The organism is Amycolatopsis sp. lyj-346, assembly GCF_046548975.1.
Taxonomy (GTDB): Bacteria; Actinomycetota; Actinomycetes; order Mycobacteriales; family Pseudonocardiaceae; genus Amycolatopsis.
The window spans coordinates 198,560-222,663 of record NZ_JAJPWT010000006.1; the positions used below are offsets into that span (position 1 = coordinate 198,560).

Annotated in this window: 5 protein-coding genes; all 5 read left to right on the plus strand. The window is 74.4% G+C overall.

All coding sequences use genetic code 11. From position 1 onward, the window contains the following. The first annotated feature begins 28 nt into the window (after nucleotides 1–28). The 5 genes from ACLJQE_RS20930 to ACLJQE_RS20950 all read left to right on the plus strand — a co-directional run bounded on the left by ACLJQE_RS20930 (nucleotide 29) and on the right by ACLJQE_RS20950 (nucleotide 24,030). Nucleotides 29–253 (plus strand): MbtH family protein, encoded by a 225-nt coding sequence (locus ACLJQE_RS20930; RefSeq protein ID WP_410640977.1) that lies wholly within the window; start codon nucleotides 29–31, stop codon nucleotides 251–253. A 74-nt stretch (nucleotides 254–327) separates the two neighbouring features. Continuing rightward, the gene (locus ACLJQE_RS20935) at nucleotides 328–1,683 is read left to right on the plus strand and encodes a serine hydrolase domain-containing protein (protein ID WP_410640978.1); all 1,356 of its coding nucleotides are present in this window, start codon (nucleotides 328–330) and stop codon (nucleotides 1,681–1,683) included. Between the two features lie 50 nt (nucleotides 1,684–1,733). Next, complete coding sequence (locus ACLJQE_RS20940) at nucleotides 1,734–21,563, plus strand: non-ribosomal peptide synthase/polyketide synthase (RefSeq protein ID WP_410640979.1); 19,830 nt, start codon at nucleotides 1,734–1,736, stop codon at nucleotides 21,561–21,563. Beyond that, nucleotides 21,560–22,828 carry an MFS transporter gene (locus ACLJQE_RS20945; RefSeq protein ID WP_410640980.1) on the plus strand — a complete coding sequence of 423 codons (1,269 nt, stop codon included), beginning with the start codon at nucleotides 21,560–21,562 and terminating at the stop codon, nucleotides 22,826–22,828. Before ACLJQE_RS20940 ends, ACLJQE_RS20945 begins: the two co-directional genes overlap by 4 nt. Then, on the plus strand, nucleotides 22,825–24,030 hold the full coding sequence (locus ACLJQE_RS20950) for a cytochrome P450 (protein ID WP_410640981.1): 1,206 nt from the start codon (nucleotides 22,825–22,827) through the stop codon (nucleotides 24,028–24,030). The genes ACLJQE_RS20945 and ACLJQE_RS20950 overlap by 4 nt, the downstream gene beginning before the upstream one ends. Nucleotides 24,031–24,104: the final 74 nt, after the last annotated feature.

Sequence of the window (24,104 nt, forward strand, 5' to 3'; positions counted from 1 at the left end):
AACCCCTTACCGGAAAGGTGAAAAACCCATGCAGGACGACGCCGAATTCCAGGTGCTGGTCAACGACGAGGGCCAGTACTCGCTGTGGCCGGTGGCGAACGAGGTACCCGCGGGCTGGCGCGCCGACGGGTTCCGCGGCGGCCGGCAGGAATGCATGGACCACGTCGACGAGGTGTGGACCGACATGCGGCCGCTGAGCCTGCAGCGGCAGATGGCCGCCGACGCCGAGCCTGCCGCGGCTCGTGGTGAGTGAGAAAGCGGGTTAGCACCCGCCTTTCCACGCACGACCACCCGTTCCCTCGACCCGACGCGGAAGGTCCCCACCTCATGCCCTACCCTTCGACGCTTTCCCAGTCCACACCCGGGGTGCCGGTCCGCGAGCCGCGGTCCACGACCGACGGCAGGCTGCAGCGGCTGCTGACCGGCCTGGCCCACCGCCACGGCGTCCCGGCCGCCCAGCTGGTCGTCCACGACGGCGGCCGGACGGGCTCCGCCGTGGCCGGCGGGATCGCCGCCACGGCGAAGTTCCCGGCCGGCTCCATCACCAAGGCGTTCACCGCGGCACTGGCGATGCTGCTCGTCGCCGACGGCGACCTGAGCCCGGACGACCCGCTCGGCGAGCACCTGGACGGCCTCGGCGCCCAGGTCGGCAGACCCACCCTGGGGCAGGTGCTCAGCCACACGGGCGGGCTGCCCGCCGCGCTCGGCGCCGCCACCGACGGGGCCGGCTCGGCCCGCCGGTACCTGCGGGCCTGCCGCGACGCCGGGCTCGTCCAGCCGCCCGGCCAGTGCTTCTCCTACTCCAACGTCGGGTACGTGCTCACCGGCTACGTCGTCGAGGCCATCACCGGGATGAGCTGGTGGGAGGCGATGGAGACGCTGCTGCTCGGCGAGCTCGGCATCGACGCCGCGTTCGTCGTGGCGCCGGGTGCGCGGCGCCGGACCGGCGCCCACGTCAGCGGGCACGCCGTGCACGCCGCGACCGGCCGGGCCCGGCCGGTCGCGCAGACCCTGACCCCCGTCGAGGCCGCGGCCGGGGCGCTCGCGCTGAGCGCCGGGGACCTCGCCGCGTTCGGCCGCATGATCTGCGGCGGCGACGGCCCGCTGCCGCCGGACCTCGTCGACCTCATGCGCGGCCCGGTGCCGGGGGCGGAGCCGTTCGGCCTGGCCGACAGCTGGGGGCTCGGCCTGGCCGGCTACCGCGGCGCCGACGCGGACTGGACCGGCCACGACGGCACCGCGGACGGCACCTCCTGCCACCTGCGGGTGGACCCGGAACACGGCCGGGTCGTCGCACTCACCACCAACGGGAGCACCGGCTCGGCGCTGTGGACGGACCTGGTCGCCGCCCTGCGCGCCGAAGGCCTCCCGGTCGGCGACTACGAACTGCCCCAGGACCTCGGCCGGGCCGCCCGCCCGGCCGCCGACCTGACGGGCAGCTACACCAACGGCGACCTCGAGTACCAGGTGGACGTCCGCGCGGACGGCGGCGCCGTCCTCGTCGTCGACGGCGAGGTCTACCCCGAGCTGGCGCTGCTGCGCGACGGGTCGTTCTCGGTGCGCGAACCCGGCACCGGCCGCCGGATCATCGGCGGCCGCTTCCTGACCGACCCGGCCACCGGCACCGTCAGCGCCATGCAGGCCGGGGGCCGCGTCGCCCGGCGCCGCCGCCGCGCCTCCTGACCGACCGCCCCCGCACCACCCCCGACTTGCGCTGTGAGGAAACGAAAGCGATGACCACCTCGAGGAAGAGCCGCATCGACGCGTTGCCCGCGGAGCTGCGGGAGACGCTCAAGCGCCGGCTGGCCGGGCGGGCGGAGCGGACCGACGTCATCGGCCGGGCGCCGCGGGAGAACGCGCTGCCGCTGTCGTTCGCCCAGCAGCGCCTGTGGTTCCTCGACGAGTTCCGCCCGGGGGACGCGGAGTACAACAGCGCGGTGGCCCTGCGGCTGACCGGCCCGCTCGACACCGGCGCGCTCACCGGCGCGCTCGCGCGGCTGGTCGCGCGGCACGAATCCCTGCGCACGACCATCGACGACACCGGCGGCACCCCGGTGCAGGTCGTCCACCCCGCGCCGGAGATCCCGGTGCGGACGGTCGACCTGACCACCGATCCCGCGCTGCGGCCCGCCGACCTCGACGAGGTCCTGGAGGCCGAGTACGGCCGGTCGTTCGACCTGCGCCGCGGTCCGCTGGTGCGGCTGCTGCTGGTGCGCGTCGCCGAGACGCACCACGTCCTGCTGGTCACCGCCCACCACATCGTGACCGACGGCGAGTCGATGGGCATCCTGGTCGGCGAGCTCGGCACGCTGTACGCGGCCGCGGTCCGCGGCGAGGCCGTGGAGCTGCCCGAACCGGCGGTCCAGTACGCCGATTTCGCCGTGTGGCAGCGGAACCGGCTCGCCGGGCCCGCCCTCGACCGGCACCTCGCCTACTGGACGACCCAGCTGGCCGGCGTGGAACCGCTGGACCTGCCGTCCGACCGGCCGCGGCCCGCCGTGCGCACCACGGCCGGCGCCGTGCACCACTTCAGCGTCCCCGCCGGCGTCGCGGCGGGGCTGGCCGAACTGGCCCGGGTCCACGACACCACGCTGTACACCGTCCTGGTCGCGGCCTGCCAGGTGCTCTTCGCCCGCTACACCGGGCGGACCGACATCGCCGTGGGCACCGTCGTCTCCGGCCGGAACCGCCCCGAGCTGCAGCGGACGGTCGGGTTCTTCGTCGACACCGTCGTCATCCGGTCCACTGTGGACCAATCGGTGCCGTTCGGGACGTTCCTCGACGCCGTCCGTTCGACGGTGCTGGAAGCCTTCGAACACGCCGAAGCCCCGTTCGAAAAGCTCGTCGAAGCACTGCGCCTGGACCGCGACGCCAGCCGCAACCCGCTGTTCGACGCGATGGTGCTGCTGCACGGGAGCCAGGCCGGGCAGGCGGACTTCGCCGGGCTCACGGCCGAGCCGGTCGAGGTGGCCCGCCGGGCCGCCAACTTCGACCTGACCGTCGAATTCCAGCCGGCCGCCGACGCGCTCGAAGGGTCCCTGGAGTACAACACCGACCTGTTCGACGCGCGGACCGCCGTCGCGCTGGGCGAGCACCTCACCGTGCTGCTGACCGCGATCGCCGCCGGGGCACACCGCCCGGTCGGCGAGCTGCCGCTGCTGACCGGGGACGAGCGGCACCGGCTGCTCACCGCGTGGAACGACACCGCGCTGGACGTCCCCGCGGCCACCGTCACCGAGCTGTTCGAATCCCAGGCCCAGCGCGGTCCGGACGAGACCGCCCTCGTCGCCGGGGACATCGCGCTGAGCTTCGCCGAGCTCAACGCACTCGCCAACCGCCTGGCCCGCCACCTCGTCTCCCGGGGAGCCGGACCCGAGCGGGTCGTGGCCCTCGCGCTGCCGCGCACGGCCGAGGCGGTCATCGCCTTCCTCGCCGTGCTGAAGGCCGGCGCGGTGTACCTGCCGATCGACCCCGCGCTGCCCGCCGACCGGAAGGAACTGCTGCTGCGCGACGCCGGTGCCGGTCTCGTCCTCGACACCCTGGAAATCGGCGCCGAACTGGGGGAGTACTCGGCCGCGGATCTCACCGACGCGGACCGCGTGGCGCCGCTCCGGCCGGACAACACGGCCTATGTCATCTACACCTCCGGGTCGACGGGCCGCCCGAAGGGGGTGGCCGTCCCGTACCGCAACCTGACGAACCTGCTGTTCAACCACCGCAACGACTTCGCCGCGCCGGGGCGGCGGTTGCGGGTGGCGTTGACCGCGACGTTGTCGTTCGACACGTCGCTGGAGGGCCCGGTGCTGATGGCCGATGGCCATGAGCTGCACCTGGTGGGCGACGACGTCCGGCTCGACGCGGACGCCCTGGTCGATTACATCGCCGAGCACCGGATCGACTTCCTCGACCTCACCCCGACCTACCTGCGCCGGCTGATCCCCGCCGGGCTGCTCACCGATCCGCGGCACCGGCCGAAGATCCTCATGCTCGGCGGCGAAGCACTGGACGACACGCTCTGGCGGGACCTCGCCGGCGCCGAAGTCACCGTGGCGCACAACTTCTACGGCCCGACCGAGTACACAGTGGACGCGGTGTCGTGCCGGGTCGGCGCGACGGGCCGTCCGGTGCTGGGCCGTCCGCTGGCCAACACCCGCGCCTACGTGCTCGACGAGAACCTGCGGCCGGTGCCCGCGGGGGTGCCCGGCGAGCTGTGCCTCGCCGGGGCGCAGCTCGCGCGCGGCTACCTCGGCCGGCCGGGCCGGACCGCCGGCAGCTTCGTCGCGAATCCCTTCGGCGAGCCGGGCGAGCGGATGTACCGCACCGGCGACCGGGTCCGCTGGACGGCGGACGGGCAGCTGGAGTACCTGGGCCGGCTCGACGACCAGGTGAAGATCCGCGGCTTCCGCGTCGAGCCGGGCGAAGTCGAGGCCGCGCTGGTGCGGCTGCCCGAGGTCGCCGCGGCCGTCGTCGTCGCCACCCGGCCGGCGGAAGGCCACGCCCGGCTGGTCGCCTACGTCGTCGGGGCCGGCGAAGTCCCGCCGTCGGCGGCGGACCTGCGCACGGCGCTGCGGGCCACCCTTCCCGACTACCTCGTGCCATCGGCGTTCGTCCCGATCGACGCGATTCCGCTGACCCCGCAAGGCAAAGTCGACCGGCGCGCGCTCCCGGCACCGGACGCGCCGCCGGACGGCGGCCAGGCCTACGTGCCCGCACGCACGGCCGTCGAACACCAGCTCGTGGCGATCTGGTCCGAGGTGCTGGGCAACGACCGCATCGGCGTCGAGGACAACTTCTTCGGCCTCGGCGGCGATTCGATCCTCAGCATCCAGGTGGTCGCCCAGGCCCGCCAGGCCGGCCTGCGGCTCACCTCGCGCGACATCTTCCTGCACCAGACCATCGCCGGGCTCGCAACCGCGGTGCAGACGGCCGCGGTGCACACCCCGGCGGCGGGGCCGGTCGCCGGCCCGGCGCCGCTCACCCCGATCCAGCACTGGTTCTTCGCCACCCACGGGCCGCTGGCGCACTTCACGATGTCGCAGCTGCTCGAACTGCCCGCCGACGTCGACGCGCAGGCGCTGCGGACCGCTCTCGACGCGGTCGTCGCCCACCACGACGCCCTGCGGACCCGGTTCTTCACCGTCGACGGGCAGTGGCGGCAGGAAGTCACGCCCGCACCGCCGACCGGGGTCCTCCGGGTCCGGGACCTGTCCTCCCTCGGCGACGCCGGGCAGCGCGCCGGGATCGAGGCGGCGGCCGCGCAGGTGCGCGCCGGGCTCGAGCTCACCACCGGCACCCTCGCGGGCGCGGCCCTGCTCGTCCGCGGCACGCGGCCGCCCCTGCTGTTCCTGGCCGTGCACCACCTCGTGGCCGACGGCGTTTCGCTGCGGTTGCTGCTCGGCGACCTCGAAACCGCCTACGGCCAGGTGGTCGCCGGGGCACCGGTCCGGCTCGCCGCGACGGCCACGCCGTTCACCCAGTGGGCGCACCTGCTGGAGCAGCACGTCCGGGCCGGCGGGTTCGACGACGACCTCGAGCACTGGACGCGCGTGGCCCGCCGGGTCCCGCCGGCCCTGGCGGCCGACCACGCGGGCGCGGGCACCACCGGCTCCACCCGCACGCTGACCGTGACCCTCGGGACCGAAGACACCGATGCGCTGCTGCACCGCGTCCCGGCGACCTACCGGACCCAGGTCAACGACGTGCTGCTGAGCGCGCTCGGACGGGCACTGGCCGACCGCACCGGGGACGACGGTGTCCTGATCGCCCTGGAGGGCCACGGCCGCGAGGACGTCCTCGACGGCGTCGACCTCTCCCGCACGGCGGGCTGGTTCACCACGCAGTTCCCGGTGGCGCTCGACCTGCCGCCGTCGCGGGACTGGGGTGCCACGCTCAAGGCGGTCAAGGAACAGCTGCGGGCCGTCCCGCGCCGGGGGCTCAGCTACGAAGCCCTGCGGTACCTCGGCGAGCCCGGCGCGCCGGGGCACGCCCTGCAGGCGTTCCCGCTGCCGCAGATCTGCTTCAACTACCACGGCCGCTGGGACGCCCAAGCCGGCGCGGACGGGCTCTTCCGCGGCAGGCTCGACAGCCCGGGCGCGGACATCGCCCCGGACGAGGCGAGCACCTACCAGCTGGACGTGACCGGCGTGGTCGAGTCCGGTGCGCTGTCGCTGACGTGGTCCTACTCCGACCAGGTCAACGACGAAGCCACCGTCCGCGGGCTGGCCGAGGCGATGCTGACGGCGCTGCGGGAGATCGTCGCGCACTGCGCGTCGCCCGGCAGCGGCGGCCGCACGCCGTCGGACTTCCCGCTGGCCCGCCTCAACCAGTCCACTGTGGACCGGCTGGCGGGCGACGGCCGCGAAGTCGACGACATCTACCCGCTGACTCCCTTGCAGGCGGGCATGCTGTTCCACAGCCTCTTTGCGGGGGGTCCGGGTGGCGGAGCCCCCGGCCCGGGGCGGAGCGCCGGATGTGACAGCCTGCTCGATCCCACCGCCGACGCCTACGTCGACCAGGCGCGGATGCTGCTCGACGGCGTCCGCGACCCGGACGCGTTCGCCCGGGCCTGGCAGCAGGTCGCCGACCGGACCCCCGTGCTGCGCACCGAGCTGGTCTGGGACGGCGTCGAAGAACCCCTGCAGATCGTGCGGCACCGGGCGGTCGTGCCGATCACCCGCCACGACTGGCGGGGGTTGTCCGAGGCCGAGCAGACCGCCCAGCTGGACCGGCTTTCGGCCGAAGACGCCGCCACCGGGCTGGACCTCACCACCGCGCCGCTGATGCGGCTGGCCGTCATCGCGCTGACCCACGACCGCGTGCTGCTGATCTGGACCTCCCACCACATCGTGCTCGACGGCTGGAGCCTGGCCCAGATCTTCACCGAGGTGTGCGAGCAGTACGCCGCCCTCGCCGAGCACCGGGTGCCGCGCGTGCCGGCCCACCGGCCGTTCCGCGACTACCTCGGCTGGCTCGCCGCGCAGGACGTCACGGCCGCCGAAGACCATTGGCGCACCGTGCTGTCCGGCTTCGCCGCCCCGACCCCGCTGCCGTGGGACCGGCCGCCGGCCCAGGCCCACCGGACGCGCTCGTCGCGGACGATCCGGACCACCTTGTCCACAGAGGACACCACGCGGCTGCGGGACGTGGCCCGGCGCCACGGCCTGACCGTCAACACCCTCGTGCAGGGCGCGTGGGCGCTGCTGCTGGCGCACTCCAGCGGCGAGTCCGACGTCGTGTTCGGCACCACCGTCTCCGGCCGCCCCGACGACCTGCCGGGCGTGGAGAACATGATCGGGATGTTCATCAACACCGTTCCGACGCGCACGCACATCGACAGCCGCGAACCGGTGCTGTCGTGGCTGCAGCGGCTTCAGGACGAGCAGAACCAGGCCCGGCGGTACGACTTCCTCGCGCTCGGGCGGCTGCGCTCGCTCAGCGACGTCCCTTCGGGGCAGAACCTGTTCGACAGCATGGTCGCGTTCGAGAACTACCCCTTCGACGAGAACGCGGCCGCGCAGGCGGGCGTCACCCTGCGGGAGGTGACCGCGCTCGACGCCACCACGTTCCCGGTCACCTTGCGGGCCTACGTCGACCGGCGGCTGGGCTTCGAGCTGGGCACGGACCCGGCGCTGTTCGACGAGAAAACGGCCGCCGAGCTGGCCGCCCGGCTGGAGACCTTGCTGCTGGAGATCGCCGGGAACCCGGAGCGCCCGATCGCGCGGCTGCCGTGGCTGCCGGCCGCCGACCGCGCCGGGCTCACCGCCGACCGGCCCGTGCCGCTGCCCGCGCCGACCATCACCGAGCTGTTCGCCGCCCAGGTCGCGGCGCACCCGGACGCGGTCGCGCTCACCGGTGACGGCACCCACCTGACCTACGCCGAGCTCAACGCACGGGCGAACCGCCTGGCGCACCGGCTGATCGCGCTCGGCGCCGGACCCGAACGGTTCGTCGCGCTGCGCCTGCCGCGCTCGCCGGAACAGGTCGTCGCGATCATCGCCGTGCTCAAGGCCGGGGCCGCCTACCTGCCGATCGACCCGGCCACGCCGGGCGAGCGCGTCGAGCGGATGCTCGCCGACACCGATCCCGTCGCCGTCCTCGCCCCCGAAGACCTCGCCGCCGTCGACGACGAGACGGGCCCGGTGACCGACCCGCCGCCGCGCTGCACGCCGGACCACCCGGCGTACGTCATCTACACCTCCGGCTCGACCGGGCTGCCCAAGGGCGTGGTGATCCCGCACCGCAACGTCACCCGCCTGTTCGCCGCGACCGCCGCCCGGTTCGGCTTCGGCTCGGGCGACGTCTGGACGTTGTTCCACTCCTACGCGTTCGACTTCTCCGTGTGGGAGATCTGGGGCCCGCTGCTGCACGGCGGCCGGCTCGTCGTCGTGCCGCACGCGGTGTCCCGCTCGCCGCGGGAGTTCCTGCGCCTGCTGGCCGACGAGGGCGTCACCGTGCTCAACCAGACCCCGTCGGCGTTCTACCAGCTCATCCGGGCCGACGAAGACGACCCGGAAGCCGGCGAACGGCTCGCGCTGCGGTACGTGGTCTTCGGCGGCGAAGCCCTGGAAACGCGGCGGCTGACCGGCTGGTTCGCCCGGCACGGCGACCGCGGCCCGCGGCTGGTGAACATGTACGGCATCACCGAAACCACCGTGCACGTCACCCACCACGACCTCGAGTCCGAAGTGGATACTCCGGGACACATCGGCACCCCGCTGCCCGACCTGCGCGGGTACGTCCTCGACACGGACCTGAACCCCGTTCCGGCCGGCGTGCCCGGTGAGCTGTACGTGGCCGGCGACGGCCTCGCCCGCGGCTACCTCGGCCGGGCCGGGCTGACCGCCGCCCGGTTCGTCGCCGACCCGTTCGGCGCGCCCGGGTCCCGGATGTACCGGTCCGGCGACCGGGTGTCCCGCACCCGCGACGGCGTCCTGCGCTACCACGGCCGCGCCGACCAGCAGGTGAAGATCCGCGGCTTCCGGATCGAACCGGGCGAAATCGAGGCCACCCTGCTCGCCCTGCCCGACGTCGGCTCGGCGGCGGTGCTGGCCCGAGAGGACGAGCCCGGCCGCAAGCGGCTCGTCGCCTACGTCGTGGCCGCGACACCGGACGCCCCGCCGAGCGCGGCGCGGCTGCGCGAGCACCTCGGCCGGTCGCTGCCGGACTACATGGTGCCCTCGGCGTTCGTCACCCTCGACGAACTCCCGTTGACCCGCAACGGAAAGCTCGACCACCGGGCACTGCCCGCCCCGGCCTCGGCGGGCACCGGGGACGCCGGGTTCACCGAGCCCCGCACCGAGGCCGAACGCACGGTGGCGACGGTGCTGGCGGCCACGCTCGGCCTGGAGCGCGTCGGCGCCGACGGCAACTTCTTCGAACTGGGCGGGGATTCCATCCTCAGCATCCGGTTCACCTCGGCGTTGCGCGAAGCCTTCGGCGTCGAAGTGTCCCCGCGCACGGTGTTCGACCACCCGACGGTGGCGGCACTGGCGGCCGTGCTGCCCGCCGCGTCCGCCACCCCGCTCTCCGCGGCGATCACCCCGGTGGACCGCGACGGCGAGCTGCCGCTGTCCTTCGCCCAGCAGCGCCTGTGGTTCCTCGACGAGTTCGCCCCCGGCAGCACCGACCACGTCACGGTCTTCGGCGTCCGGCTGCGCGGGGACCTGCGGCCCGACGCCCTCGCCAGGGCGCTCACCACGCTGATCGCCCGGCACGAGTCGCTGCGCACCACGTTCCCGGCCGTCGACGGGCGGCCCCGCCAGGTCGTGGGGGAACCGTGGCAGCTCGCCCTGCCGGTCACCGAAGCGGCCGGCCAGGACGACCTGCGACGGCTGCTGGCCGACGACCTCGCCCGGCCGTTCGACCTGGCCCGGGGGCCGCTGCTGCGGGCCCGGCTCGTCCGCCTGGCCCCGGCCGACCACGCCCTGGTCCTGTCCCTGCACCACATCATCACCGACGGCTGGTCGATGGGCGTCCTGATCGGCGAGCTGGCCACCCTCTACGGCGACGAGCGGGCCGAGCTGCCCGCGCTGCCGATCCAGTACGCCGACTTCGCCGCGTGGCAGCGCGAGCGCCTCACCGGCGACTTCCTCGACGAACAGCTCGGCTTCTGGCGCCACGAACTCGACGGGCTGCGCCCCCTCGACCTGCCTGCCGACCGGCCACGGCCGGCCACGCGGACGGCGAACGGTGCCGAGCACGAGTTCAGCATCGGCGCCGAGGCCCTCGCCGGACTGCGGCGGCTGAGCCGGGACCGCGACACCACCCTGTTCACGGCGCTGGTCGCGGCCTGCCAGCTGGTGCTGCGCCGGTGGGCCGGGCAGGACGACGTCGCCGTCGGCACGGTCACCTCCGGCCGGGACCACCCGGAGGTCCAGGACCTCGTCGGCCTCTTCGTCAACACCGTCGTGCTGCGGTCCCGTGTGGACGGACGGCGGGGCTTCGGCGAACTGCTCGGCGCGGTCCGCCGGACGGTCCTGGACGCTTTCGCCCACCAGGAGGTGCCGTTCGAGCGGATCGTCGACGAGCTGAGCCCCGACCGCGATCCCAGCCGCACCCCGCTGTTCGAGGTGCTGGTGACGCTGCAGAACGCCGGCAACCGCCTGCCCGCGCTCGCCGGGCTCACGGCCGGGGAACTGACCCTGCCGATGACCACCGCCGGGTTCGACCTGAGCGTCGAGTTCGAGGAGAACCCGGACGGCCTGCGGGGGTCGCTGAACTACAACACCGACCTGTTCGACGCGGCGACGATGCGGCGGTTCGCCGAGCAGCTGACGGTCCTGCTCACCGCCGTCGTGGCCGCGCCGGACCGGCCCGTCGACACCCTGCCGCTGCCCGCGGCCGAAGAGGCACTGGTCGTGGCGAGGTGGAACGCCACCGACCGGCCGGTACCGGACGCCACCGTCGTCGAGCTGTTCGAGGCCCTCGCGGACCGGACCCCGCACGCGACCGCGCTGGTCTGCGGCGACACGACCTTGACCTTCGCCGAGCTCAACGCCCGCGCCAACCGGATCGCGCGCGTCCTCGTCGCCCGGGGTGCCGGGCCCGAGCGCCTGGTGGCGGTCGCGCTACCGCGCTCGGCCGAGCTGGTGGTCACGATGCTCGCGGTGCTCAAGGCGGGTGCCGTGCACCTGCCCCTGGACCCGGAGCTGCCCGCCCGGCGGCGGGCAGCGTTGCTGGCCGACGCGCAGCCGGTGCTCGTGCTGACCGAGCCGGTCACCGCGGGGGACACGGACGCGAACCTCACCGACGCCGACCGGCTCGCGCCGCTCACCCCGGACCACGCGGCCTACGCGATCTACACCTCGGGTTCCACCGGAACGCCGAAGGGCGTGCTCGTCGGCCACCGCGCCCTGGCCAACTTCGCCGTCGACCACGCCGGCCAGTTCACCGCCGCGGCCGGGAAGGACCGGCTGCGGGTGGCGCTGACCGCGGCGTTCTCGTTCGACGCGTCCTGGGAGACCGTGCTGCTGATGCTCACCGCCGGGCACGAGCTGCACGTGATCGACGGCGACACCCGGCTCGACCCCGCCGTGCTCGCCGGTTACGTCGCCGAGCACCGGATCGACCTGGTGAACTCGACGCCGTCGTTCGTCCGGCACCTCCTGGACGCCGGGTTCGCGGCACACCGGCCGCCGGTGCTGCTGCTCGGCGGGGAAGCCGTCGGCGAAGCGCTGTGGCGCGACCTGAGCGATCTCGACGGCGTCACCGCGTTCAACCTCTACGGTCCGACCGAGTGCACGGTCGACGCGACCCTGTGCCGGATCGGCGAGACCGCACGCGAAGTGATCGGCCGCCCGCTCGGCAACGTGCAGGCCTACGTCCTCGACGACCGGGGCCGCCCGGCGCCGATCGGCGTGCCCGGCGAACTGCACCTGGCCGGCGTCCAGCTCGCCCGCGGCTACCTCAACCGGCCCGGGCTGACGGCGGACCGCTTCCGCGCCAACCCCTTCGGCCCGCCCGGCAGCCGGGTGTACGCCACCGGCGACCGCGCCCGCTGGACCGCCGACGGGCACCTGGAGTACCTCGGCCGCGTCGACGACCAGGTCAAGATCCGCGGCTTCCGGATCGAGCCCGGCGAGGTCGAGGCGGCCCTGCGTGCCCTGCCCGAGGTCGCCGACACGGTGGTCGTCGCCCGCCACGACGACGGCCACGCCCGGCTGGTCGCCTACGTCGTCCCCACCGACGGCTCCGACGGCGTCCCGGCGGACCCGGCACGGCTGCGGACGGCGCTCAAGGCGACCCTGCCCGAGCACCTGGTGCCCTCGGTGTTCGTTCCCCTGGCGCGGCTGCCGCTGGCCACCAGCGGCAAGGTCGACCGGCGCGCGCTGCCCGCGCCCGCCGTCCACCCGGCCCCGGCCGAGGGCCGGACCGCCCCGCGCACCCCGGCCGAGCGGCTGCTGGCGCGGATCTGGGCCGACGTCCTCGGCGTCGCGGACCCGGGGGTGGACGACAACTTCTTCGCACTCGGCGGCGATTCCATCCTCAGCATCCAGGTCGTCTCCCGGGCCCGGCGGCACGGCCTGCGCCTGACCTCCCGGGACGTCTTCCGCCACCAGAGCATCGCCGAACTCGCGCTCGTCGCCGTCGCCGACGCACCCGCCGAAACCGAAACCGGGTTCACCGGCGCGGCCCCCCTCGCCCCGATCCAGCGGTGGTTCTTCGAAACCGGCCACCACGACCACTTCACGATGTCCACGCTCGCCGAACTCGACGCGGACGTGAAGATCCCCGCCCTCGAAACCGCCCTGCACGCGGTGCTGGCCCGCCACGACGCCCTGCGCACCCGGTTCACCCGCACCGGCGGCGGGTGGCGGCAGGAGTTCCGGCCGGACGCGGAGATCCCGGCGCTCCGGCACGTCACCGTGCCCGAACTGTCCGATGTGGACACCAATGCGGTGGCGGCCGGGATGCGCGCCACCCTGCGGGTCGAGGACGGTCCGCTCGTCGCGGCCGCGTTGCTCACGACGCCCGGACGGCCGCCGCGGTTGCTGCTGGTCGTCCACCACCTGGTGGTCGACGGCGTCTCGTGGCGGATCCTGTTCGACGACCTGGAAACCGCCTACCGGCAGGTGGTCTCCGGCAGGCCGGCCGACCTCGGCCCGGCCCCGGTGAGCCACCTCCGCTGGGCGGACCGCCTGGCCGGGCACGCCTTCGAGACCGAACTGCCGTACTGGACCGACGTGCTCGACGGCGTCGTCCCGGACCTGCCGGTGGACGCGGCGGGGGAGAACACCGCCGGGCGCGCCCGCACGGTCACCGTCCGCCTGGAGCCCGAAACGACCGACGCCCTGCTGCACCGGGTCCCCGAGGTCTACCGCACGCAGATCAACGACGTCCTGCTCAGCGCGCTCGGCCGGGTGCTGGCCCGCTGGACCGGCCGCGAGCGCGTCCTGGTCGCCCTGGAGGGGCACGGCCGCGAGGAGATCTTCGACGACCTCGACCTGTCCCGCACGGTCGGCTGGTTCACCGCCGAGTTCCCGGTGGCGCTCACCCTCCCGGCGGGCGACGGCTGGGGCCCGACACTCAAGACCGTCAAGGAGCAGCTGCGGGCCGTGCCCGGCAAGGGCGTCGGCTACGGCGTGCTGCGGTGGCTGACGCCGGACTCGCCCCTGCGCGACGGCCCGGTGCCGCAGATTTCCCTGAACTACCACGGGCAGTGGACCGCGGGCGGCGACGAAGCCGGGCTGTACCGCGGCTGGGGCGGCGACCTCGGCGCCGACGTCGACCCCGAGCGGCCGCGCACGGCCCTGCTCGACGTCGTCGGCATCGTCGACGGCGGTGGCCTCGAACTGGCCTGGACCTACGCGCCGGACGTCCATCGCGAGGACACCGTGCGCGGGCTCGCCGAACAAGTCCTCACGGCGCTGCGCGAAATCGTCGCGCACTGCGCCACCCCGGGGGCCGGCGGCCGCACGCCGTCGGACTTCCCCCTGGTCAGGTTGAGCCCGGCCGAACTGGACACGGTGGCCGGCGACGGCCGCGCGGTCGAGGACATCTACCCGCTCACGCCGCTGCAGGCCGGAATGGTGTTCCACACCCTGCTCGACGACGGCTCCCCGGCCTACTTCGAGCAGGTCCGCATCCGGCTCGCCGGCGTCACCGACCCCGCCGCGCTCGCCGCGGCCTGGCAGCGGGTCGTCGACCGGACCCCGGTGCTGCGCACCCGGCTCGTCTGGACCGGGGTCGAAGAGCCCGTGCAGGTGGTGGACCGCGCGGCGACCCTGCCGGTCACCCACCACGACTGGCGCGACCTCGGCCCCGCGGAGCGCGGAACCGCACTGGCGAAGGCCCTGTCCGCCGACCGGGCCGTCCCGTTCGACCTGACCCGCGCCCCGCTGACCCGGCTGACGATCGCCGCCCTTCCCGGCGACGAAGCCGACCTGATCTGGACGTCCCACCACGTGCTGTTCGACGGCTGGAGCTCCGCGCAGGTCTTCGCCGAGGCCTGCGAGCAGTACGCCGCCGCGACCGCCGGCGTCCGGCCCGCCCTGGTCACCCGCCGCCCGTACCGGGACTACCTCGGCTGGCTGGCCGGGCGCGACCAGGCCGCCGCCGACGAGTTCTGGCGGGCCGCACTGGCCGGGTTCGACACGCCGACGGCGTTGCCCTACGACCGCCCGCCCGCCGAAGCCCACCAGTCCCGCTCCACCGACTCGGTCCGGATCGAGCTGCCGCCGGCCGCGACCCTGCGGCTGCGGGAGTTCGCCAGGACCCACGGCCTCACCGTCAACACCGTCGTGCAGGGCGGCTGGACGCTGCTGCTGGCGATGCTCTCCGGCGACCGGGACGTCGTCTTCGGCACCACCGTCTCCGGCCGCCCGGCCGACCTGGCCGGGGTCGAGACCATGATCGGGCTGTTCATCAACACCATCCCCACCCGCGTCCGCGTGGACGGCACCCAGCCGGTCGCGCGGTGGCTCGGGCAGCTGCAGACGGCCCAGAGCGAGGCCCGGGACCACGACTTCGTGTCACTGGCCCGGCTGCGCCCGCTCAGCGACGTCCCCGCCGGGCAGAACCTGTTCGACAGCATGGTCGTGTTCGAGAACTACCCGATCAGCGAGCCCGCCACCGCGGGCGCACCCCGGGTCGTCGAGGTCGCCTCGGCCGACGCCACGAACTTCCCGCTGTGCCTGCGCGCGTCCCTGGACGAAGGCCTCGCCCTCGACCTCGCCTACGACCCGGCGCTGTTCGACCCCGGCACGGTCACGGCCATGACCGACCGGCTCGTGCTGCTGCTCGACGCCGTCACCGCGGACCCGGACCGGCCGCTGGCCCGGGTGCCGTGGGTCGACGCCGCCGAACGTGCCCGGGTGCTCGCCGACGCCCACGGCCCGGGTGCCGCCGGGACGCCGTCCACCGTGCCCGCGCTGTTCGCCGACCAGGTGCGGCGCTGTCCGGACGCCCCCGCGGTGCACGCCGCCGACCGGACCCTGACCTACGCCGAGCTCGACGAGCGGGCGAACCACCTGGCGCACCGGCTGGCCGAGCTGGGCGTCGCCGCCGAGGACCGGATCGGGCTGCTGCTGGAACCCTCGCCCGCGCACGTCGTCGCCGAACTCGCCGTGCTCAAGGCGGGGGCGGCCTACGTGCCGCTGGACACCCGGGCGCCGCACGAGCGGCTGCGTGCCGTGCTCGCCGAGGCCGGGGTGTCGGTGGTGGTGGCCGGCGACACCTGGGTGCCGACCGCCGAAGCCGTCCACAGTGGACCGGTCTTGACGGTGGGCGAGCAGCGGTCGCGGACCGCGCCGGACTGCCCGGTGAGCCCGGAAAACCTCGCGTACGTCATGTACACCTCCGGCTCCACCGGTGTCCCCAAGGGCGTTGCCGTGCGCCACCGCGACATCACCGCGCTGGCGCAGGACGGCCGGTTCACCGGTGGCGCCCACACGCGGGTGCTCGCGCACTCACCGCTGGCCTTCGACGCCTCCACCTACGAACTGTGGGTCCCGCTGCTCACCGGGGGCGCGACGGTCCTGCCCGCCGGGCCCGACCTGACCGTCGAATCGCTGCGGCGCGCGGTTTCCACGCACGACGTGACGGCCGCGTGGCTGACCGCCGGGCTCTTCCGGCTGCTCGCCCAGGACGCCCCGGACTGCCTGCGCGGCCTGCGCGAGGTGTGGACCGGCGGCGACGTCGTCCCGCCCGCCGTGGTGCGGGCGGTCCAGGCCGCGTGCCCCGGCCTGGTCGTGGTCGACGGCTACGGCCCCACCGAAACCACCACCTTCGCCACCGCGTTCCGGATGACCGGCGAGGCCGGCGTTCCCGAGCCCGTGCCGATCGGCCGTCCGCTCGACGGCATGCGCGCGTACGTGCTGGACGCCGAGCTGCGGCCACTGCCGGCCGGCGCACCCGGCGAACTGTGCCTGGCCGGCGCGGGTCTGGCGCGTGGCTACCTCGGGCGTCCCGGCCTGACCGCCGAGCGCTTCGTCCCGGACCCGTTCGGCGCGCCGGGGGAGCGGATGTACCGCACCGGCGACGTCGTCCGGCGCGGCCCCGGCGGCGAACTCGTGTTCCTCGGCCGGTCCGACGACCAGGTCAAGCTGCGCGGGTTCCGGATCGAGCTCGCCGAGGTCGAGGCCGTGCTGGCCGCGCACCCGGCGATCGCCCAGCCGGTGGCGACCGTGCACACGGACGCTTCCGGTACTCGGCGGCTGATTGCGCACGTCGTCGCCGCGCCGGGGCGCACCGCGGACCCCGCCGAGCTGCGCGCGCACGCCGCCGCGGCGCTGCCCGAGTACATGGTGCCCGCCGTCGTCCTCGTGCTCGACGCGCTTCCGTTGAACCGCAATGGAAAGGTCGACCGCCGCGCGCTGCCCGTCCCGGACGGCCCGGTGGCCTCGCAGCGGGCCTACGTCGAGCCGTCCACCGCGACCGAGCGCGCCGTCGCCGAGATCTGGCAGCGGCTGCTCGGGGTCGAGCGGGTCGGCGCGAAGGACAACTTCTTCGAGCTCGGCGGCGATTCGATCCTCAGCATCCGGCTGGTGTCCCGGCTGCTGGCCGAATGCGGCGTTTCGCTGTCGCCGCGGGCGGTGTTCGCCCACCCGACGGTGTCCCGGCTCGCCGCCGCGATCGAAACCGTCGGAGCGACCGTCCAGGACCCGATCCCGGTGGTACCCCGCGACCGCGAGCTGCCGCAGTCCTTCGCCCAGCAGCGGCTGTGGTTCCTCGACGAGTTCGAGCCGGGCGGCACCGAGTACGTCACCAGCTCCGCCGTGCGCCTGCGCGGCGAACTGGACGTCGACGCGCTCGCCGGGGCGTTCACCGCGCTGGTCGCCCGGCACGAGCCGCTGCGCACCACGTTCGGCTCGGCCGACGGCCACGGCGTCCAGGTCGTGCACCCGCCGTCGCCGGTCCCGCTGCCGGTCGTCGACGCTCGCGAGGAGGAGCTCGCGGAGCTCCTGCGCGCCGACGGCGAGCAGCCCTTCGACCTGGGCGAAGGGCCGCTGCTGCGGGTGAAGCTGTTCCGGCTCGCGCCGCGGGAGCACGTGCTCACCGTGGTCGTGCACCACATCGTCACCGACGGCTGGTCGAACGGGCTCATCGCCGAGGAGGTCGGCGCGTTCTACGCGGCCGCGCTGCACGGCGAACCGGCGGACCTGGCGCCGCTGCCGGTGCAGTACGCGGACTTCGCGGCCTGGCAACGCGGCCGGCTCGCCGAGCGGGTGCTGGCCGGCCAGGCCGGCTACTGGACCGAGCGCCTGCGCGACCTCGCCCCGCTGGAGCTGCCCACCGACCGGCCCCGCCCGCCGGTGCGCACGACCCGCGGCGCGACCCGCGAGATCGTCGTCCCGGCGGCCGTGACCGGCCGGCTCGAGCAGGTGAGCCGGCAGCGCGAGACGACCCTGTTCACCACGCTCGTCGCGGCGTGCCAGGTGCTGCTCGGCCGCTGGGCCGGCCAGGACGACGTCGCCGTCGGCACGGTCACCTCCGGCCGGGAGCGGCCCGAGCTCGAAGGGCTCGTCGGGTTCTTCGTCAACACGCTGGTGCTGCGGTCGCGGGTCCGCCCGGAGACGGCCTTCACGGCGTTCCTCGACGAGGTCGCCGCGGGGGTGCGAGCGGCGTTCGACCACCAGGACCTGCCGTTCGACCGGGTCGTCGACGCCGTGCAGCCCGGCCGGGACCCCAGCCGCACGCCGCTGTTCCAGGTGATGGTGGTGCTGCAGAACAGCCCCCGGGAGGCGACCCGGCTGCCGGGGCTGGAGACCGAGGAGCTCCCGCAGACGGCGACGGCGGCCAACTTCGACCTGACGCTGGAGTTCCAGCCGGACGGCGGCGAGCTGCGGGCCGCGCTGACGTACAACACGGACCTGTTCGACGCCGCCACGATCGACCGCCTGGCCGCGCACCTGGGTGTGCTGCTGGCGGGCGTCGCGGACGACCCGGACCGGCCACTGGCCCGGCTGCCGCTGATCGGCGCGGCCGAACGCGACCTGGTCCTGCACACCTGGAACGACACGGCCCGCCCGGTGGAGCCGGCGACGGTGCCCGAGCTCATCACGGCCCGCGCGCGGCGGACGCCGGACGCGCCGGCGGTGGTCGCGGGCGAGTCCCTGACCTACGCCGAGCTGGACGACCGCGCTGCCCGGTTGGCGCGGGTGCTGGCCGGGCACGGCATCGGCCCGGAGCGCATCGTGGCGCTGGCCCTGCCGCGGTCGGTGGAGCTCGTGGTGGCGCAGCTCGCGGTGTGGAAAGCCGGGGGAGCGTTCGTCCCGGTGGATCCGACTTACCCGATCGAGCGCATCACGTTCATGCTCGCCGACGCCCGTCCGGCCCTGGTGCTGAGCCTGGCGGACCTGGCACCGCCGGTGCCCGACGGCGTGGCCGTGCGGAACCTCGACGATCCGGCCCTGTTCGAGGCCGCGCCGGCCGCGCCCGTGGCCGTCCGGCCCGACCACCCGGCCTACGTCATCTACACCTCCGGCTCCACCGGCCGCCCCAAGGGCGTGGTCGTCACCCACGCCGGGCTGGCGTCCTTCGCCGCCGCCGAGGCCGAGCACCTTCGCGTCACCGAAGGCGATCGCGTCCTCGCCTACTCCTCGCCGAGCTTCGACGCGGCCATCCTCGAACTCTGCCTGGCCCTGCCCGCCGGCGCCGCGCTCGTCGTGGTCCCGCCCGAGCCGCTGCTGGGCGAGCCCCTCGCCGAATTCCTCGGCGACCACCGGATCACCCACACCCTGATCCCGCCCGCCGCGCTGGCCACCGTCCCGGCGACCGGCCTGCCGGACCTGCGTACGCTCGTCGTCGGCGGCGACGCCTGCCCGGCGGAGCTCGTCGACCGGTGGGCACCCGGACGGCGGATGATCAACGCCTACGGCCCCACCGAGTCGACGATCGTCGCGACCTGGAGCGACCCCCTGGTGCCGGGCACGCCACCACCCATCGGACGGCCGATCCCGAACACCCGCGTTTACGTGCTCGACGCCGCCCTCCAACCGGTGCCGGTCGGGGTGGCAGGCGAGCTGTACGTCGCCGGGCCGAGCCTCGCCCGCGGCTACCTCGACCGGCCCGGCCTGACCGCCGACCGGTTCACCGCCAACCCGTTCGGCGCGCCGGGGGAGCGGATGTACCGCACCGGCGACGTCGTCCGGTGGACCGCCGGCGGGCACCTGGAGTTCTCCGGCCGGGCCGACGACCAGGTCAAGGTCCGCGGCTTCCGGATCGAGCTCGGCGAAGTCGAGGCGGCGCTGACCCGCCACCCCGGGGTGGCCGCCGCCGTGGCCGCCGTCCAGCAGGACGAGTCGGGGCACAAGCGCCTGGTCGCGTGCTTCGTCGCCGAAGCCGGGACCGACCCGGTCGGCGCCGCGGCCCTGCGCGAGTTCCTGACCCGGTCGCTGCCCGGGCACCTGGTGCCCGCGGCCCTGCTGGAACTGCCCGCCCTGCCGCTCGGCCCGAGCGGCAAGGTCGACCGCCGCGCCCTGCCCGTGGTCGCCGCCGCGGCCGAGCCCGCCACCGGGCACGTCGAGCCGGCGACCCCGGCCGAGCGCGTGCTCTGCGAGATCTGGGCCCAGGTCCTCGGCCTGGACCGGGTCGGCACCGCCGACAACTTCTTCGAGCTGGGCGGCGATTCCATCCTCAGCATGCAGGTGGTGTCCCGGGCCCGGCAGGCAGGCCTTCGGCTGTCCACAAAGGACATCTTCCTGCACCAGACCGTCGCCGCACTGGCACCCGAAGCCGGCGCGGTGGCCGAGCCGACGGAGGCGGACGGCCCGGTCGTCGGCCCCGTGCCGCTGACCCCGATCCAGGACTGGTTCTTCGCCACCCACACCGTCAACCCGCACCACTTCAACCAGTCGATGCTGGTCGAGCTCGCCGACGGCTTCGACGCCGCCGCGCTCCGGAAGGCCCTCGCCGCCGTGTGGACCCACCACGACGCCCTGCGGATGCGGTTCGACAAGACCGAAGACGGCTGGGACCAGCACAACGCCGACGTCGAGCCGGTGCCCGGGCTGCGGCACGAAGACCTGGCCGCCGTGCCCGAGGCCGACCGGCCGACCGCGCTGGAGCGGATCGCCGACGACGTCCACGCCGGGTTCGACCTCGCCAAGGGCCCGCTGCTGGCCGCCGTCCTGGTCACCGCCGGTCCGGCGTGGCGGCCGCGGCTGTTCCTGGCCGCGCACCACGTCGTGGTCGACGCCGTCTCCTGGCGCATCCTCCTCGACGACCTCGACACCGCCTACCGCCAGGCCGCCCGGGACGTCCCGGTCGACCTCGGCCCGCGGACGACGTCGTTCCGGGACTGGGCGCACCGCCTGCGCGACCACGTCCGGAACGGCGGCTTCGACGACGAACTGGCGTACTGGACCGGCCTGCCCGTCCCCGGCGAACTGCCGGTGGACCACGACGGCGACGCCACCGGCACGGCGGAGGTCACCGTGACGCTGGACGCCGCCGACACCGACGCCCTGCTGCGGTCGGCGCCCGCGGCCTACCGCACGCGCGTCAACGACGTCCTGCTCACCGCCCTGGCCTGGGCGCTGGCCCGGTGGACCGGCCGCCCGGACGTGTCGATCGCCCTGGAGGGCCACGGCCGGGAGGACGTCCTCGACGGCGTCGACCTCAACCGGACCGTCGGCTGGTTCACCACGCTGTTCCCGGTGGCGCTGTCGGTCGGCACCACGGACACGCCCGACTGGCGGACGCTCGTCAAGTCCGTCCGCAAGCAGCTGCGGGCGGTGCCCGGCAACGGATTCGGCTACGGCGCCCTGCGCCACCTGGCCGGCGCGGGCGTCCGGGAGCGGCTCGCCGGGCCGCGGCCCCAGATCTCGTTCAACTACCTCGGCCAGTGGGACGGTTCCGGAACCGCCGGGACGCCGGCGTCCGAGAGCCTCTACGCCGCCGTCCGCGGTTCGCTCGGCCGCGACCACGACCCGGCCGAGCACCACCCGCACCTGCTCGACCTGGTCGGCGCGGTCCAGGACGGCGAGCTGGTGTTCTCCCTGATCTACCAGCCCGGTCGCCACGACCGGCGGACCGTCGAAGGGGTGGCCGGCGACTTCGCGGCGGCCCTGCGGCGGATCGCCGCCGACAGCTTGGCCCCGGCTCCCCGGAAGGAGCGGCGGTGACCACGCGGCTTTCACGCAACCGCAACTACCAGCTGCTGTGGGGCAGCCAGGCGCTGTCGGAGGCCGGGTTCAGCGCGTCGATGATCGCGTTGCCGCTGCTGGTGCTGGCGGTGACCGGCTCGCCCGCGCTGTCCGGGCTGGTGCTCGGCGTGGACGCGATGGCGCAGCTGGTCGCCGGGCTGCCCGCGGGCGCGCTGGCCGACCGCTGGAACCGGAAGAAGATCCTGCTCGTCTGCGAGGCGGTGTACGCGCTGGCCGTGGCGAGCCTGGCGGCGGCGATCTGGTGGGAGGCGGTGAGCATCCCCCACCTCATCGCGGTCGCGGCGGTGATGGGCTGCTGCCGGTCGCTGTTCGGCCCGGCCGAGGGCGCGATGCTGGCCGGGGTCGTGGCCCCGGCCCAGCTGCCCACCGCACTGGCGATGAACTCCGCGCGCGGCGCGCTCGGCCAGCTGTCGGGCACCGCGGTGGGCGGGTTCCTCTACGGCATCGGGCGGGTCGTCCCGTTCGCCTTCGACGTGCTCGTCCACCTGATCTCGCTGGTCGCGCTGACCTTCGTCCGGGCGCCGCGCCCCGCGGCCGCACCGGTCGAGGGCGGGCACCTCGGCAAGGAGATGGCCGAGGGGCTGCGCTGGGTGTGGAGCGAACGGCACGTGCGCGTCACGGTGGCGTGCGCGGTGAGCCTGAACTTCTTCTTCAGCGCCTACTACATCGTGATCATCGTGCTGGCCAAGGAACGCGGCGTCACCTCGGGCGAGATCGGCGTGATGGCCGCGATGCTCGGCGTCGGCGGCGTGGTGGGGTCGCTGATCGCGCCCTACCTGCAACGGCGGCTCAGCCCCTACGTGTCGATCATGAGCGTGTTCTGGGTGCTGACGCTGCTGACCCCGCTCGCGGCCGTGATCCACGACGGCTACCTGCTGGGCGCGCTGTTCGTCGCCATGGCCCTGCTGCCGCCGACCGCCAACACGACGATCGGGACCTACCAGCTGCTGCTCACCCCCGACCGGCTGCGCGGGCGGCTGACCAGCGTGATGGGCGTGATCGGCGGGGTGTCCGCGGCGACCGGGCCCGCCTTCGGCGGCCTGATGGTGCAGGCGTTCCCCGGCTCCGGCGCCGTCGTGCTGTGCGCCGCGGGGATCGCACTGGTGACCCTGGTCGTCACGGTCAGCCCGACCCTGCGCCACTTCCCCCGCAGCGACGCACTGACGCCCGCCGAAACCGTCCCCGCACCTCAGCCGACGACGACCGAGGAGAAAACGTCATGACCACCCAGGAACCCGACCTCGCTTTCGCCTTCGAAGACCTGCTGGCCCGCTCGGCCGAGCTGCGCGAGCGCGGCCCGGTGCACCACGACGAGGAGCGGGGGCTGTGGCGGGTGCTCGACCACCCGGGCGTCTCGCGGGTGCTGTCCGACCCGGCGGCGTTTTCGTCGGACTTCAGCGGGCTCACCCCGGTCCAGGAGGACTTCGAGACCTTCCGCAAGGGCAACTTCGTCGGGATGGACCCGCCGGACCACCGCAAGCTGCGCACGCTGGTCAGCCAGGCGTTCACCCCGCGCGTGGTGGCGGGCCTCGAACCGCGGATCCGGGCCATCGCGGGTGAGCTGCTCGACGAGGTCGCCGGCGAGTCCCGCTTCGACGTCGTCGACGCGCTGGCGTACCCGCTGCCGATCATCGTGATCGCGGAGCTGCTCGGCGTCCCGGTGGCCGACCGCCCGCTGTTCACCCGCTGGGCCCAGGTGCTCTTCAGCGGCGACCAGCTGGGGGAGTCGGCCGACATGGCCGACATCCAGCGCGCGCTGGACGCGATCGCCCCGACGATCCGCGAGATGAACGCCTACATCCTCGACCACATCCGCCACCACCGCGCCCACCCCGGCCCCGGCTTGACGAGCAGGCTGGTGGCGGCGGAGTTCAACGGCGAACGCCTCGAAGACCAGGAGATCGTGGGGTTCGTCGCGCTGCTGCTGATCGCGGGCCACATCACGACCACCGCGTTGCTCGGCAACGCGGTGGTGACGTTCGACCGGAACCCGCTCGCGGCGGCCGGACTGCGCTCTTCGCCGGGTGGCCTGCCGGCGGCACTGGAGGAAGTGCTCCGGATGTTGCCGCCGTTCCCCGAGCTCGGCCGCCGCACGACGCGCGAAATCGAGCTGGGTGGCCACCGGATCCCGGAGAACTCGATCGTGATGGCGGACCTGGCGGCGGCCAACCGGGATCCGGCGCTGTTCGACCGGCCGGAGTCGTTCGAACCGGCGCGGAACCCCAATCCGCACCTGACGTTCGGCCACGGCATCCACTTCTGCTTCGGCGCACCGCTGGCCCGGCTGGAGGGCCGGGTCGCGTTCGAAGTGCTGTTCGAGCGGTACCGGGACCTGGCGGTCGCCAGGGACGCGCCGGTGGTGTTCCAGAACCCTTCGGTGATCGTGAGCGTCCGGCACCTGCCGCTGGACGTGGAGCGGGCTTGAGCGGCCGCGGTGACGCCGATGGGTGGTCGAGGTTCCGGATGCGCCTTCACTGGGTAGCCCACAGGTGTGAGCTG